At 47.7% G+C, this 14,519-nt stretch carries 12 protein-coding genes, 3 tRNA genes and 2 pseudogenes; 8 read left to right on the top strand and 9 right to left on the bottom strand.

Annotation, left to right across the window (positions count from 1 at the left end):
- Positions 1-72: 72 nt before the first annotated feature.
- On the bottom strand, positions 73-768 hold the full coding sequence (locus FCH32_RS12360; protein ID WP_174360984.1) for a phosphohydrolase: 696 nt from the start codon (positions 766-768) through the stop codon (positions 73-75).
- A gap of 399 nt (positions 769-1,167) precedes the next feature.
- Here FCH32_RS12360 and ompC point away from each other — a divergent pair, with 399 nt between their 5' ends.
- The 3 genes from ompC (at position 1,168) to FCH32_RS23130 (ending at position 3,757) form a co-directional block, all read left to right on the top strand.
- Positions 1,168-2,343, top strand: coding sequence for a porin OmpC (ompC, locus tag FCH32_RS12355; RefSeq protein ID WP_117341893.1), 1,176 nt, complete (start codon positions 1,168-1,170; stop codon positions 2,341-2,343).
- 725 nt (positions 2,344-3,068) lie between these two features.
- Complete coding sequence (gene cspE, locus FCH32_RS12350; protein WP_096757530.1) at positions 3,069-3,281, top strand: transcription antiterminator/RNA stability regulator CspE; 213 nt, start codon at positions 3,069-3,071, stop codon at positions 3,279-3,281.
- Between the two features lie 281 nt (positions 3,282-3,562).
- Positions 3,563-3,757, top strand: a complete 195-nt coding sequence (locus FCH32_RS23130) for a YnfU family zinc-binding protein (RefSeq protein WP_324187046.1) — start codon at positions 3,563-3,565, stop codon at positions 3,755-3,757.
- A 312-nt stretch (positions 3,758-4,069) separates the two neighbouring features.
- On the opposite strand, the gene FCH32_RS12345 is transcribed toward FCH32_RS23130, so the two are convergent.
- Complete coding sequence (locus FCH32_RS12345; protein ID WP_096757531.1) at positions 4,070-4,288, bottom strand: cold shock domain-containing protein; 219 nt, start codon at positions 4,286-4,288, stop codon at positions 4,070-4,072.
- 254 nt (positions 4,289-4,542) lie between these two features.
- Here FCH32_RS12345 and FCH32_RS12340 point away from each other — a divergent pair.
- Positions 4,543-4,805, top strand: a pseudogene (locus FCH32_RS12340) (site-specific integrase); the annotation flags it as partial.
- Positions 4,806-4,898: 93 nt separating this feature from the next.
- On the opposite strand, the gene FCH32_RS12335 reads toward FCH32_RS12340, so the two are convergent.
- Positions 4,899-4,988: transfer RNA gene (locus FCH32_RS12335), tRNA-Ser, on the bottom strand.
- A 93-nt stretch (positions 4,989-5,081) separates the two neighbouring features.
- Between FCH32_RS12335 and mtfA the strand changes: the two genes are divergently transcribed.
- The 3 genes and pseudogenes from mtfA to FCH32_RS12320 all read left to right on the top strand — a co-directional run.
- Positions 5,082-5,879, top strand: a complete 798-nt coding sequence (gene mtfA / locus FCH32_RS12330; protein ID WP_135912245.1) for a DgsA anti-repressor MtfA — start codon at positions 5,082-5,084, stop codon at positions 5,877-5,879.
- Between the two features lie 100 nt (positions 5,880-5,979).
- Positions 5,980-6,055 (top strand) — tRNA-Asn (locus tag FCH32_RS12325).
- Between the two features lie 160 nt (positions 6,056-6,215).
- Positions 6,216-6,372 (top strand): annotated as a pseudogene (locus FCH32_RS12320) (Arm DNA-binding domain-containing protein); the annotation flags it as partial.
- Positions 6,373-6,521: 149 nt separating this feature from the next.
- On the opposite strand, the gene FCH32_RS12315 reads toward FCH32_RS12320, so the two are convergent.
- The 6 genes from FCH32_RS12315 to nac all read right to left on the bottom strand — a co-directional run bounded on the left by FCH32_RS12315 (position 6,522) and on the right by nac (position 14,088).
- Complete coding sequence (locus tag FCH32_RS12315; RefSeq protein ID WP_174360983.1) at positions 6,522-8,978, bottom strand: ankyrin repeat domain-containing protein; 2,457 nt, start codon at positions 8,976-8,978, stop codon at positions 6,522-6,524.
- A 79-nt stretch (positions 8,979-9,057) separates the two neighbouring features.
- Positions 9,058-10,266 (bottom strand): glycosyltransferase, encoded by a 1,209-nt coding sequence (locus tag FCH32_RS12310; protein ID WP_115258846.1) that lies wholly within the window; start codon positions 10,264-10,266, stop codon positions 9,058-9,060.
- Positions 10,267-10,833, bottom strand: a complete 567-nt coding sequence (locus FCH32_RS12305; protein ID WP_174360982.1) for a hypothetical protein — start codon at positions 10,831-10,833, stop codon at positions 10,267-10,269. It lies immediately after the preceding gene.
- A complete protein-coding gene (locus FCH32_RS23220; RefSeq protein WP_244958418.1) occupies positions 10,830-11,924 on the bottom strand; it encodes an NAD-dependent epimerase/dehydratase family protein in 1,095 nt (364 codons plus the stop codon). Before FCH32_RS23220 ends, FCH32_RS12305 begins: the two co-directional genes overlap by 4 nt.
- A 191-nt stretch (positions 11,925-12,115) precedes the next feature.
- Complete coding sequence (cbl, locus tag FCH32_RS12295; RefSeq protein ID WP_115258849.1) at positions 12,116-13,069, bottom strand: HTH-type transcriptional regulator Cbl; 954 nt, start codon at positions 13,067-13,069, stop codon at positions 12,116-12,118.
- 101 nt (positions 13,070-13,170) lie between these two features.
- Positions 13,171-14,088, bottom strand: a complete 918-nt coding sequence (gene nac, locus FCH32_RS12290) for a nitrogen assimilation transcriptional regulator NAC (RefSeq protein WP_115258850.1) — start codon at positions 14,086-14,088, stop codon at positions 13,171-13,173.
- A gap of 326 nt (positions 14,089-14,414) precedes the next feature.
- Between nac and FCH32_RS12285 the strand changes: the two genes are divergently transcribed.
- Positions 14,415-14,490: transfer RNA gene (locus FCH32_RS12285), tRNA-Asn, on the top strand.
- Positions 14,491-14,519: the final 29 nt, after the last annotated feature.

Genomic DNA, 14,519 nt, shown 5'->3' with positions numbered 1-14,519 from the left:
CATTTAACCGGCCGAAATGGATTAGCGACAGGTTAACATAAAACAGAGGTGTTTACGTTTCAGCTGTGCAGGCTACCGATGCGCCTTAAAGGGCTGAATCGCGGTGAGATCCAGCTCCTCATACTCCCCTTTTAACTCGGCGCTTAATTTCGCCATATAGGTCAGCAAAAAATCAGCGTTATGCTGCGCTAAATACCGTCCCTGCGCCGTTTGCATCGTCAGCGGCAGTTGCAATAATTTGGTCTGGAAATGATCGAGTGCATACTGCTTGTCGTTGAGCTCGCGCCGTTGTGCAAAAGGGTCTTCCGCATCAAACAGGGCCACCCCCAGCGCGCCAGAAACCGCAAATACGCGAGCTAAGCCAATGGCCCCCAACGCCTCAAGTCTGTCAGCATCCTGAACAATTTTGGCCTCGATCGTGGTTGGCGAAATTTTTGCGCTAAAACTGTGTGCTTCAATGGCATGACTTACCGCCGGCAGCCGGCCTTCTGGAAATGTGGGGAAAAACTGTGTCAATACGCGGCAGGTTTCCTGCGCCGCCAGTACCGACGAGCGATGTCGGTCAGGATGGTTTTTCGGCAAGCTGATAAGGTCATGAAAATAGCAGGCTGTCAGCACCACCAGCCAGTCGATGGTTGCATCAGCACCCAACTGTTGTGACGTCATCCACACACGACGAAAATGAAAGATGTCATGGGCTGCATCCTGCCCGAGGTGATTTTCACGTAACCATGCTTCAAATTGCGACTGCCAGTACTGTAAATCCATGCTATTCCTCGCGAGCGCTACGGCCATATATACACCGTATAAATTAACCCACCCATTCTATAACATCAAATGATTAATCATTATGGGCCAGGACCAGAATCTAAAAATTATAAATACAATCAACATAAACATATTAAATTTATATAAAATCAAAATTCAATATAATTAACATAAAACTCATAACCTGGTGATAAATAAATCATTTATATGGTAAATATGAAACACGTAAACATATTAAATAAATAACAAAAACCCAAACAGAAATATTTTGAAATCTTTTAAATAGATTTGTTACACGTTATATTTTAAAATAAATGAACTTCATAGAATAGTATCAAAACGTAGTCTTTTGGATAGAACTACATATTCACATCAATTATTATCATAAGGGAATACATAATGAAAAGAAAAGCTCTGGCACTTCTTCTCCCGGCATTATTAGCTGCAGGCGCAGCAAATGCGGCAGAAATCTATAATAAAGATGGCAACAAACTGGATCTGTACGGCAAAGTCGATGGCCTGCGTTATTTTTCTGATGACGCTGGCAGCGACGGCGATCAGACCTATGCACGTCTGGGCTTTAAAGGCGAAACCCAGATTAACGATATGCTCACCGGCTACGGTCAGTGGGAATATCAGGTTATGGCCAACAATGCTGAAGGCGAAGGCGCAAACTCCTGGACTCGTCTGGGCTTTGCCGGCTTAGGCTTTGGTGAAAACGGTACCTTCGACTACGGCCGTAATTACGGCGTGGTCTACGACGTAGAAGCCTGGACCGATATGCTGCCAGAATTTGGTGGCGATACCTACACTCAGACCGACGTATATATGACCGGCCGCACCAACGGCGTGGCAACCTACCGTAACAAAGGTTTCTTTGGTCAGGTAGAAGGTCTGAACTTTGCTCTGCAGTATCAAGGTAACAACGAAAGCGCGGGCTCCGGCGAAGGTACCGGCAATGGTGAGAACCGTAAATTGGCGCGTGAAAATGGCGACGGTTTCGGTATGTCCACCTCTTACGATTTCGACTTCGGTTTAAGCCTGGGTGCTGCATATTCCAGTTCCGATCGTACTGACAACCAGGTTGCACGTGGCCGTGGCGACAGTAGTCATGCCAATAGCTATGCTGGCGGTGAAACCGCTGATGCGTGGACCATCGGTGCAAAATATGACGCTAATAACATTTACCTGGCGGCCATGTATGCTGAAACTCGCAATATGACTGCATATGGTAAAGGAGATGGATTAGAAGGCGGTATTGCCAACAAAACCCAGAACTTTGAAGTAACCGCTCAGTACCAGTTCGACTTTGGTTTGCGTCCTGCGGTTTCCTTCCTGCAATCTAAAGGTGTTGACTTAGGCGGCTGGGATCACAATAGCAATGGCACCCCTCGTTACACCGACAAAGATCTGGTCAAATATGTGGATGTTGGCGTGACTTACTACTTCAACAAAAACATGTCCACCTATGTTGATTACAAAATCAACCTGCTGGACGAAGACGACAACTTCTATGCAAGTAATGGCATCGCAACTGATGACATCGTTGCCCTTGGTTTAGTCTACCAGTTCTAATTCTGCTCAATACGCAGCAAGCCCGCTTCATATGAAGCGGGCTTTTTGTTTATACGAAGCGTATTTTCGCGCCAGGCAGGCAATACAGAGACAAACTTGTGAGGATATTCAAAGAAAAAACATCGGTGAGACCTGCCGTGAGAGGAGTTGAGTTAACCGTTTGAATAATGGCGGCTAGAGGAGGATTCTCTCCCTTGGTGGAGTTGCCCCACTCCGATTTTCGTGACCGCTGATAGGGGCAGAGAAATCCGCGCCAACTCTGCACGTCTAATCCACCAATCTGATTAACGTCAGCGATGGCGATGTGGAAGTGATCGTAAAAGCCAACAACAAAATGATAGGCTTTCAGTAAGGGGTATAGCCACAGTGGCAGAAGGACGGGTACTTTAAATGAGTAGGGTGTAATGCCTCTTGTCGCGTGCCAGGTAGCACCCACACTAGTTATATTCTGGAATTTATCAGTCAGCCATTCAGCCACCCAGGCGTTTAAATGGTTAAAATAAATAACATATACCTTGCTGAATTAATTTTAATATGTCTTAATAACGACATCGGTTTGGAAAACAGACCTTATGAAAGCAGTTTTAGTAAAGCAGTCCTCAGTTCAAGAGCTATCTACAGATACCCCTTCTTCATGAGTCTTCTCCTAAGTGCCAAATAAGTAACTCTCTAAATACAGGCCATCGTCGCCGCACTTATGTGGCTCATAAATTAAGGAAATATCTATGTCTAATAAAATGACTGGTTTAGTAAAATGGTTTAACGCAGATAAAGGTTTTGGCTTTATCACCCCTGATGACGGCAGCAAAGATGTATTCGTACATTTCTCTGCTATCCAGAGCGACAATTTTAAAACACTTGATGAAGGTCAGAAAGTCTCCTTCACCATTGAAAATGGCGCTAAAGGCCCTGCAGCTGGAAACGTCACTCCACTGTAATGCCCGCTAGTTATCAGTAGTGCTTACGATAGCGATGAAGGCAATAGTCTGAGTAGTTAATCTCTACTGATAATAAAATGAACCCGCCCAGTGCGGGTTTATTGTTAGTGTAATTATAATAACACTGACATCCTATATTATTGCATGGCTTAATAATTTAAACCTTTAATCCAGATAATGCGGCGAATATATTTCATTCATATATTACCAGCCTCATTACAGACTATACCTGTAGTTTATTTGCCAAAAGAAATTGTATTCCAAATAATTTCAAAATCGTCATGTATCGTTATAATCCCTTGCAGCAGGAAATCCCTATGTCCACTCGTAAAAAAACACAAACTAATCGTAATTACTTAGTCAAATGCACATGCCCAAGTTGTTCAAAAGATTCAGAACATAGTTTTAGTCGTGTCCAAAAAGGTTCTCAACTTGTCTGCCCGTTTTGCAGTACTTTGTTCAAGTCATTAAAATGATGCAGATGCCTTCTTGCAGATAGGATGAGCGTTAAATTAATTAAACGCCCTCACATATAACAATGTTTTTAGGCAAATAAAAACTCAAAGCAATGATGCTGCTGTAGACCGTCTGAGCATAAGCGCTCTTTACTGTTTATGCAGCCCATTAACGGTTACTTTTATACTATGCATACGGGAGGTCTGCGCTTCTGCACACCTGTAAAGATGTAAAAGTTACCAGCCTGATTTTAAAAGGTTTTTCCTCCAGAAAAGCTTACAATTCTACCTTCTCAGACCTAACGCCTTAGCTATATTGCCGATCGCGTATATCTATTTATCACAAAGTATTACTTTAGAAGCAGCGGGACCTTTGTTACCGTTATAAATTGTGTACTCCACCTTCTGTCCTTCAAACAGGGTTTTAAAATGATCGCCCTGAAGTTCCGAAACATGAACAGAGATATCTTTGCTTCCATCAAGCGGAGAGATGAAACCAAAACCTTTGTCTTCCTTAAACCATTTTACCAAGCCTCTGATTCTTGAGGACATAATTACTCCAATTTCACATGATGAAGGGAACAACAAACGTATAGACTAAAAAAAGTATCAGCGATAGTACCTGGTAATGAGGACTGGCCGATAAAATGTTTACGTTTGCTGTATATCGAAATGATGAGTTCATTAAGGCATGGACAGTGATAATAAGCAAAATATTCTTTGCCGTTCGACTCTCCCGGTATTGTAGCAGTCAACTTATCTTTTAGCTGGCTGGAAATATTTTCAGAGTAGCGGGCTGCGATAGAAAAGCCCGACAGCGACCAAAATCAGCCTACGAGATCAGCAACCAGTACGGTAATCGGTACATGTACAAAGGTTTTAACGAAATGAAGGTATAGACAAGAAACCATGCAGGCCAAGTGTCAGGCATTTTGACCGATTTCACCTTTCATGACCTTAAGGCTAAAGGGATTTCAGATTACGAGGAGATAGTCGAGATAAACAGCTTTTTTCTGGACACAAGACTTAAGGACAGGTGCTCATCTACGACAGAAAGGTCAAACTTTGACCGACACTGAACGCCCCTTTACCGGAGAATATTCCAAGTAATTCCAAGTGTGATGTGTGTCCTTGAATGATGGGGCTGTAAGTGTTTGAATTGTGGCGGAGAGAGGGGGATTTGAACCCCCGGTAGAGTTGCCCCTACTCCGGTTTTCGAGACCGGTCCATTCAGCCGCTCTGGCATCTCTCCGTTTTGGCGGTTGCCATAATGCCAGGTAATTTGGCATTTTAACAGACCCCGTTCCGTCAATTTCGTTCAAGTGACGAGTTTGCGAGCAAAACGATGATTAAGTGGCCCTGGAAAGAGCAAGAAACAACCCGGAATGATGACTGGCCGTGGGATGACGCCCTGGCAATTCCTCTTCTGGTGAATCTCACTGAGCAAGAACAAGCCAGACTTATCGCGCTGGCTGAGCGTTTTTTACAGCAAAAAAGGTTAGTTGCACTGCAGGGACTTGAACTGGATCCGCTAAAAAGTGCGCGTATTGCTCTGCTTTTCTGTTTGCCCATTCTGGAATTGGGTATCGAGTGGCTTGATGGTTTTCATGAAGTTCTGATCTACCCTGCCCCGTTTGTCGTGGATGATGAATGGGAGGATGACATTGGATTGGTGCATAATCAACGCGTTGTTCAGTCCGGGCAAAGCTGGCAGCAGGGTCCAATTATCCTGAACTGGCTCGATATTCAGGACTCCTTCGATGCCTCGGGTTTTAATCTGATTATCCATGAAGTGGCGCACAAGCTGGATATGCGTAATGGCGATCGGGCCAGCGGTATTCCGGCGATCCCGCTGCGGGATATCGCTGGCTGGGAACACGATCTGCATGCTGCTATGAATAACATTCAGGATGAAGTCGACCTGGTGGGTGAAACCGCTTGCAGTATAGACGCCTATGCTGCGACCGATCCTGCCGAATGTTTTGCCGTGTTATCTGAATATTACTTCAGTGCACCCGAATTATTTGCGCCTCGTTTTCCTGCACTATGGCAGCGTTTTTCCCAGTTTTATCGGCAGAATCCCCTGCAACGACTACGCGATAACCGGGAAGATGAGAATAATCGCTCATCGAATGTGCATTAATACTGCATTTTGAGGATTAATTAACCAATTGAAATGACGTGCTAATTTTACTGTTGACACGTCATGGTGAGGTCAGTAATATGCGCCTCGTTCACACGATTCCTCTGTAGTTCAGTCGGTAGAACGGCGGACTGTTAATCCGTATGTCACTGGTTCGAGTCCAGTCAGAGGAGCCAAATTCTTGTTTTCGTGCAGCTTCATTAATACCTGTATGGTTTTAATACAACAGCTTAGCGTGAAAACTTCTTCCGATGCATTTTGATCTTATCCTCCGCATCGGAAAAAATTGGTGGTCAAATCTGGGGTCCGGTTAGTTTTACTATGGAGTGACCCCATATGCCTCTTACTCTTACTGACACCAAAATCCTCAGTCTCAAACCATCTGATAAACCCTTTAAGATCTCTGACTCTCACGATCTGTATCTTCTGATTAAACCGGGCCGACTCACGTCACTGGTATCTCAAGTATCGTAGTGACGGCAAAGTGAAAAGAGAAAAAGCAGTGCGAAGAGATCCATGCGGCGATTGTGATCAGTGCTCACAATCGCCGGACCGCTTTTCGGCAGTCTCTCACGAGATTTAACAAGCAGACCCAGCCACCGCCACAGCCACAGCCAGACAGCTCTATTCGAAAATGAAACGTTACCAGAAACGTTTTCTGAGTGCGGTTTCAATCTCGATATCAACGCAGTAGAACTGTAAAATCACCCACACGGCATCGACCAACGCCTCGGTCAACGCCGGATAATCATCATTAATGATGGTGTTGATTTGCTCGACGGATTCATCAAGATATTCCTGAATACTCTCTTCAAATTCCTCTTTGGTCGCTTGATTGCGAAAAAAGCTGAAGGTATCCAGTTTTTCAATTAACAGATCGAGTTGTTCTTCAATACCGTTTAACTGCGCAGGCGTGACGTCAGGATCACGGGCGATCAGTGTAAAAAAGCTCTGCACTTTGGCTTTAAGTTCGATAATCGTCGGAAGATGAAGTTTATCCGATGCCGCACTGCTGGCCTCTGGTCCGGTTTTTGTTACGAACGGCTGTGGTTCTCCTGCCCCGACGCCAGCTTTAACTTCGGTATGGGGTAAGGCTGGCTCGACTACTTCGCTTTCTTCTTCAGTTGGGAGTGACGTAACCTCTTGCGCCGTTTCGCCGTTGATATATTGGCGTAGACGACGGTGGAAATAGCTCTCCGGCTCTGCAAAGACAAGCGCGTGTTCACGTTGTGCCTGGCTATACGGCACCATCTGGAGAAGTGCTTCAAATATCTCTTTATGATCCAATTCGATTGCCGCCACGAGTGGACTGTTACCACGGCAATTCTCTACGGCCAGGTCAGCACCATACTGCTGTAATAACTTCAGGATCCGCACAGCCGTGGATTCAAAACGGGGAAATTCATTTGAGACACCGCCGGTGACGGCGCACAGGGCAGGTGTGAAACCCTCACCATTCTTCACATGCGGGTTTGCCCCTTGCTCCAGGAGCAGTTCGACACAGGATTGAGCACCGTAGTAACAGGCGCACATCAACGGTGTAAATCGTTCATCGACTGAAAACTCTTCGAGTTTTGCGCCATGTTGTAACAGCAACTGAACGGTTTGACGCCGTATTGGGCCGGTTATTGCGTCTATAGAGTAGGTAGAAATCGCTTTATGTAATATCGGCGAGTTATCGAAACCACAATGGGTATGAATATCGCCCCCTTGGTTAATCAGCCATTCAAGGAGTTGACTGCGGCAAGAAATAGCCGCGGCTGAGACAAAGTTAGTATCGTAAATATTGGTCAGGTTTAAATCGAGTCCCTTAGGTAGCAAATACTCCATCACCTGAATGATCGTTTCTTGATCTTCTTTCCATGAACCACGCTGGGTGATAGTCAGTAAGGTCGGTTCTTCCACAGCACCAAATTTCTTATTGATATCGAGACCATACTGTAAAAAGAGATCGAGAAACTGGGGTAAAAACGTTCTGTTTTTTACCATGGGGAAGACCAGTAATCGTAAATTTGACCAAATCAACATCTCATAGGATTCACCTGTATTGACAAATTCACTATTGGGGTCAGCGCCATATTTAAGTAACAGCTCAAGAGCCTGATAGATGTAGTCACGTTGATCGGGGTCAGTATATTTGTCATTGTCCAGGTACTGGCTGATCAACGGTGCCTGGTAAGATTCTGGTGGCGTCATCTTATAGATGCGATTGATATCGACGGTCACCTTAAGCAGTTTCTCGACAATTCTCAAATCAAACTTAGATTTCAGTGCCGCATAGACCAGACTTTTGGCGCGTGAATCGGCTTTCAGTTGTGGCAAATTGTCGAGTAAATATTCGCAGAAGTCCTGTGCGTTGGCATAAACGCACAATTCCAACAAATTGGCGTCATCCCAAAAACTGCTATCATTGGCCATAATGTAGCGTTCTTTTTTAAAGTCAGGAAACCGTTTCACCAACGGCGCAAAGGTTTCAAGCCCCCAAAACTCACTCGCAAAAATAATATTTTCGATTAGCGCAGACGCTTCGATATCCAGCGCAATATCTTTATTTATGATATGTATAAAAAGGTCTTTACTTCTTTCAGAATATAATATCTCCAGCGGAAGATTAAATTCACCATTGGTCCAAAAACTCACAGGCTTATTGATATCTAAATGAGCGTCAAGCAGAAGGTCAATCATATCTCTGCGTTGATAATCCTGGTAGGTATACTGTGGCTCGGGGTGATAAAGGTAATTAAGCCAACAATTATTGTAGCGATTTTGATAATAAAGATCGGCACCTAAAGTGAGGTAAAACCTCACCAACGCCGTATTATTAAACTCAATAGCTGAATGAAAGGCGCTAAAACCATTGCACTCAATTTTCGCCCCTTTATCGAATAAGTATTGTACCAGGGAGATATCTGACTCGGGACTGCGTGAGAGAGGAACCAGAACGTTACAAGGGGAAATATCGGGATCAATAAAATTGATATCCCCTCCATTAGCAAGGTACGTCTCAATTTTTTGTATTTTTTTAGAGGTGGATAGTTTGCTGTCTAAGCAAATTTTCCGTAGCGTGAGTTTACTATCCTTAAAAATCCAGTTCAGCATAAAATTCCTTATCAGGGGCTAATAATCGCAGACGTTCACACACTTTAGTCAATCGTAATTCAGGTCAATCTCGTTGAATTTATTGTCGCGATTCTGAATCACGCGCATCAACCAACGCCATTAACAACGGTCCCGCCTTTTCCAGTCCTTTTAATCCATCCTTAATCCAGACCCCTTTCCCACGCCAGGCCAACCGCGCAGCATGATCAAACTGGTCATAGTCCACCGGATACACCAGCGCCGGAATATTCTTTTGCAAGCAATGCCACATTATTCCTGCACCACCATGGTGAATGACCGCATCATAGTGCGTTAGCCAGTCATCGTAGTTCACCCAGGATACACGGTAGACATTGTCCTGCCGCTGCGATTCCGCTGCACAATGATGTCCATCAGTGAAATGAAAAACCCACTCGGGCAACGTACTTGCTAGCGCGATAACAGCTTGCATTACCGCATCTTTATGCCAGTCCAGATGTGTACCGAGCGTCACCAGCACATGGCGTTTATTTACTTCAAAGGGTGGTGCAACGCCTTGCGATGGCGGCGTGTAGAGCGCCGGGCCGGTAAAACTAACCGCAGCGGGCCAGCGACGCGGGAATTCGAATGTTTCTTCGCTTAGTGCCAGTATACGCAGCGGCGAGTAAGTGCTTTCGCTGCCATCCTGCCGGTACAGGCGCGTGATACCGGTCTGGCGAATAACGTCGCGAAATAGCCAGAACACGGCCAGTTTGAACAGTCGCACCTTTTTACGCTGGAGCGCGTGCCACCCATGCTGAATCGCGTTCTGCGCGGGCATTAACCCGCCGCAATACGCAGGAGCGCCATCGGTGGTTTCCAGCACACAGGGTGACGGCAGACTACTCCACCAGGGGATATCCAACCTGCGACAAACTTCGCCGACAATGGGCAGTGTAAAGTCCGCTATCGCCAGATCCGGCGTACCTTCGCGCAGCCACAGATGTTCCAGTTCATCGGCAAAATTTTTCAATAACCCCACCACGTGGCGAAACTGCCGATACAGCCGCAGCGGATGGGAGCCAACCGCATATTTCGGATTCACCACCTCCAACAGCGGCGTATCGTAATCACCATGCAAAGACAGCCCCATCAGCCCCGCCGCCGCAACAGAAGTAGCCACGCCGTGCGTGCTAATAATCCGCACCTGATAGCGTTCAGACAGCGCCCGCCCCATCGCCAGCACCGGATGTAAATGACCGGAAAACGGCGGTGCCAGCAAATCAATGCGGGTGACACCCGCGGGGATCAGATCAAATAAACGCTGCATCTACGCCCCCTGTTTGCCTGTATCAGCAATAAACCGCCGACACAGCGCCGCCAGTTGCGGCTGTTCAAGATAATTCATATGGCTGCAGGCAATGCGTTGGTCTGCCTGGCGAAACCAGCAACGAGAAATACAGTCCTGATCGCCTTGTACCAGCAAGTGATGGCAGTCCGGTCGGCGGCCCGCCACCGGTCCAAAAGCAAAAACACTGACGCGCGCCAACCACTCTGGCAGTAAGTGCAGTTGGTTAAACAGTTCCAGTCCGCAACTGCCGGAAAGCAACAACGTATGGCTTGCTGACGCCAGCATCTCCAGCGCCTGTTGTCGGTAGCGCAGGGCAAAGCTGACGTGCTGCGCGCCAAGGTATTCCCGCGCATTGTTGACACTGGCGCGCAGCAGGCCGGTTGCCAGCCATGGCACGGACTGTACGGTCCACGGAAAATTCACATCCACGTGCTGATGGTGGCCGACGACCTGCTGTATAAACGTTGCCTGTGCGGGACTGAGCGAGCAGTTATCCGCACGGCTACGGCCAGTAATAAAGGCAATCTGCAAATCCGGCTTTATCATAGCGACGTAAACCAATCATTGCTGAAAATACGATACCGCCGCGAGCGCCAGTAAATAGTCCGATTCACCAGCGCATTCAGCAAATGGAAAGGCTGAAGTAACTCAGAGAGCAACGACAACAATGGATGCGAGGGGATCTCCACCGCGACCGCACGCTGAACGTAACGCATCGCCAGATGGCGTATTGCTAATACCCCCAGCAGCAGAGCCGTTTGGGTCGCACCACCAAAGGCCAGAATCACCAGTGCCCACAGCAACAAAGGGTGTAGCCCCTGCAACAGAAAAATAGCCAGATTGATTGCCGCACCACGCAACTGCCCCACCGTCGAGGCCAGTACACTTTCCAGTGCAGGATCGCCGCTGAGGATGGGCTGCATGACCATGACCGTATGCAGATCGCCGCCACGCGGCAAACGCAACACCCCACCACCGCGCTGCAGTTGCTGCAATATGCGTGGAACGATGGTGTTATCGTGCGGACCAAACAAACCACGAGGGCGCAGTAGCACAAAGGTAGTGGCGGGGAAACGGGTGACGGCACCGCTAATTTCCTGCTCCGCCTGAAATTTGCTGTTGGCGTAATGGCTGGAAAAAGCGCGCGCACGGTAGCTTTCCGGCAGAATGTAATGATGCTGAAAATCAAAGTAGACCGCAGGGGTCGAAATATGGATAAAGCGCGGTATCTGGGCATGTCCGGCGGCCTGCGCCAACACGCGGGTTGCCAGCACATTGGCGAGGAAAAATTCCGCCTGTTTGCCCCAGGGCGAGGATTTGGCGGCGCAGTGCCACACCGCGTCACAGCCAGTCATTAACCGAATACAGTCATTTTGACGGGCTTGCGTCAGATCCAGCGGGATAAAATGCGCACCGACCTGCGCCAGTTGTAGCGCCTGTGCCGCCAGTCCCGCCTGGCTGTCGTGCAAAGAGGCGTGATAACGATGAACAATACCACAACGTTTTTCCACATAACCCACCGCTTTGCCGAATCTGCTATCCAGTTCGGCAGAGGTGACGCACGTTGACGGTAAGGCAATTCCTGTCGCGATAATCTTGCACTTTGTGACAGACGAGTCAGAGTGTGTTTTTTCCATAAAACCAACTGTTGTCTTATTCCATAGAACATTATTACTTAATCAATTCCAAATTACCCGGGCTGATTTTACTGACTCAAGCGCGGAAGAACCGGAGCGTACACGTAGTACGTGAGGATTCTGAGCACTGCCCAGGTTCGAAATGGCAAGCAAAATAGTCCTAATGGAATAGGCTCTAAGCGGGCTTTTTTTTATATCTGATAATCAATCATTACTTCATCATCTGGCTCCATCGCTTGTCGCTTGATCTCCTCCACGGATAACCCTGCATTGCATAACTCGATGAATCGCCAAACGTAATTACGTTGTAATTGACCGCGTTTCAAGCCAAGCCAGACAGTATTGGCATCGAATAAATGCCGGGTATCAAGACGGGTGAGCGTCCCCTCTTCCTGTTCACCGCTGGATTGCTCCGCCACCAGCCCAATGCCCAGTCCCAGCGCCACATAGGTCTTGATCACATCAGAGTCCTGCGCGCTGAGGATAATATCTGGCAGTAATCCTTTGCGGGCAAATGCCTCATCAATACGTGAACGCCCGGTGATGCCCTGGCGGTAAGTAATAAGCGGCCAGCGAGCAATGGCCTCCAGCGTCAGCGGGGACGTCAGGACTAGCGGATGATCGTGAGGTACGAGCAGGCTGTGATGCCAACGAAACCATGGAAAAGCCACCAATAGGGGATCGCTGCTTAACCGCTCGCTGGCAATACCGATATCTGCCCCACCATTTTGCAATAGTGCGTCGATTTCCTGCGGCGTGCCCTGAATTAACTCCAGGCGAACTTCAGGGAAGAGTTCGCGAAACGCTTTAATCACCGCAGGCAGGCTATAACGTGCCTGCGTATGGGTAGTGGCAATCGTCAGCACTCCGGAAGTGTCATTGGTAAACAGATCGGCAAGTCGGCGAACATTGCTGGCTTCATTGAGAATACGTTCAGCGATAACCAGCAGGGCTTTACCCGGTTCGGTCATACCAAGCAGGCGTTTACCACGGCGGATAAATATTTCGATACCCAGTTCATCTTCAAGCTCGCGAATATGGCGGCTTACCCCCGATTGCGAGGTATAAAGGATATTCGCGACCTCCGTCAGGTTGTAATCCTGACGTGCCGCTTCACGGATGATTTTAAGTTGCTGGAAATTCACTCTACACTCCGGATACATCAGACATTACGCTATTGTTAAAGTCTGATGACCGGCATAACAAATAATAAAAACCTGCATCTTATTCCTGCACGGAATAAGGTTTAACTCACTAACTGCAGTTCACGGTTTTCCAGTGCCGGGCTACCGACAAGCGACAACAGGATCTCTTTCACCGCCTGAGCCTGAGGCGATAAACTCCCCCTGGCCGACACGTTCAACGATAACGGCAAACTCATCGATGGGGTGGTAATACGCGCCATCCAGCCATTTGCCGCATTGCAGAGTGAACGAGCAGCGGACTCCGGTAAAACAGTCACCCCCATGCCACTGGCAATCGCTGCGGTTAAGGTGGAAATAGACTCAATTTCCCCAATCACTTTGGCCGTTAAACGGCGTAATGAAAATGCTTCATCTACACGTAAACGCACCGCGCTGTAATCCCGGGGAAGAAACAGATTCATCTGGGCTACAGCGGCTAAATCAACACTTTGCCCTGGACAATCTCGTGTGCCGACAAGGAAAAGATCCTCTTTTAGCAATGGCTGGCTAGTAATACCTGCGATCGGAGAACGTTCGTAGAGTACGGCCATGTCGAGCTGACCACTGAGCAACTTTTCGTTTAGCGCCGCTCCACTGTTCTCATGCAGGTAGATCAATACCTCTGGCAGTTCGGCGCGCACGGTCTGTAATAACGGCATGGTGATAGATGACGCTGCCGTCCCGGGGGCAAGGCCAATAGACACCTGGCCGCTCAAGGTCTGTCCGATATTACTGACGGCAAGCTGCGCCTGCTCGCACTGCCGCAAAATCGTGCGGGCGTGGGTATAAAGCACCTTTCCAGCGTCAGTCGGTGTCACTCCGCGCTTAGTACGAATCAGCAACTGTTGATCCAGTTCGCCTTCCAGCGTAGCAACCTGTTGGCTCAACGCGGGTTGCGCAATATGCAACACTTCCGCTGCCTGGGTCAGGCTACCAATATCGACGATTTTTACGAAATATTTCAGCCGTCTGAAGTTCATTTTGCCTCCTGTCGGAATACCAGAACCCGTGCTGGCAGTCATGTTCATCAGGTTTGCAAAATGCTTGCCAGTTTCGAGTGAGTACGGGCCACAGCGCTCAGTGCCCGTAAAACAAGGCCTGGAGGTCAATGATAAATATTCTTTACCTTGGCAGCCGTCTTTTCCTCTGCCCCACCACTTGCTGTGGCGCACCAGAATAGGGCAACAATCTAAAAAGCGGGAAAGATCGCCGCTTTGTTGATTTTGTCAGCAAACAAACTCGCAATTGCATTTACCCCTTTGACAACACCCGCGCCCCTCGCTAATATGCGCCTCGTTCACACGATTCCTCTGTAGTTCAGTCGGTAGAACGGCGGACTGTTAATCCGTATGTCACTGGTTCGAGTCCAGTCAGAGGAGCCAAATTCTTGTTTTCGTGCAGCTTCATTAAT

Origin of the sequence: Citrobacter gillenii (assembly GCF_013337685.1) — a bacterium.
In the GTDB taxonomy this organism is placed as follows: domain Bacteria; phylum Pseudomonadota; class Gammaproteobacteria; order Enterobacterales; family Enterobacteriaceae; genus Citrobacter; species Citrobacter gillenii.
This window is presented reverse-complemented; position numbering and strand designations above follow the sequence as displayed.

What these genes read in the sequence shown, in the direction of transcription:
- FCH32_RS12360 (WP_174360984.1), bottom strand. Translation starts at nt 768, where the DNA reads ATGGATTTACAGTACTGGCAGTCGCAATTTGAAGCATGGTTACGTGAA.
- ompC (WP_117341893.1), top strand. Translation starts at nt 1,168, where the DNA reads ATGAAAAGAAAAGCTCTGGCACTTCTTCTCCCGGCATTATTAGCTGCA.
- cspE (WP_096757530.1), top strand. Translation starts at nt 3,069, where the DNA reads ATGTCTAATAAAATGACTGGTTTAGTAAAATGGTTTAACGCAGATAAA.
- FCH32_RS23130 (WP_324187046.1), top strand. Translation starts at nt 3,563, where the DNA reads ATGTATCGTTATAATCCCTTGCAGCAGGAAATCCCTATGTCCACTCGT.
- FCH32_RS12345 (WP_096757531.1), bottom strand. Translation starts at nt 4,288, where the DNA reads ATGTCCTCAAGAATCAGAGGCTTGGTAAAATGGTTTAAGGAAGACAAA.
- mtfA (WP_135912245.1), top strand. Translation starts at nt 5,082, where the DNA reads ATGATTAAGTGGCCCTGGAAAGAGCAAGAAACAACCCGGAATGATGAC.
- FCH32_RS12315 (WP_174360983.1), bottom strand. Translation starts at nt 8,978, where the DNA reads ATGCTGAACTGGATTTTTAAGGATAGTAAACTCACGCTACGGAAAATT.
- FCH32_RS12310 (WP_115258846.1), bottom strand. Translation starts at nt 10,266, where the DNA reads ATGCAGCGTTTATTTGATCTGATCCCCGCGGGTGTCACCCGCATTGAT.
- FCH32_RS12305 (WP_174360982.1), bottom strand. Translation starts at nt 10,833, where the DNA reads ATGATAAAGCCGGATTTGCAGATTGCCTTTATTACTGGCCGTAGCCGT.
- FCH32_RS23220 (WP_244958418.1), bottom strand. Translation starts at nt 11,924, where the DNA reads ATGGAAAAAACACACTCTGACTCGTCTGTCACAAAGTGCAAGATTATC.
- nac (WP_115258850.1), bottom strand. Translation starts at nt 14,088, where the DNA reads ATGAACTTCAGACGGCTGAAATATTTCGTAAAAATCGTCGATATTGGT.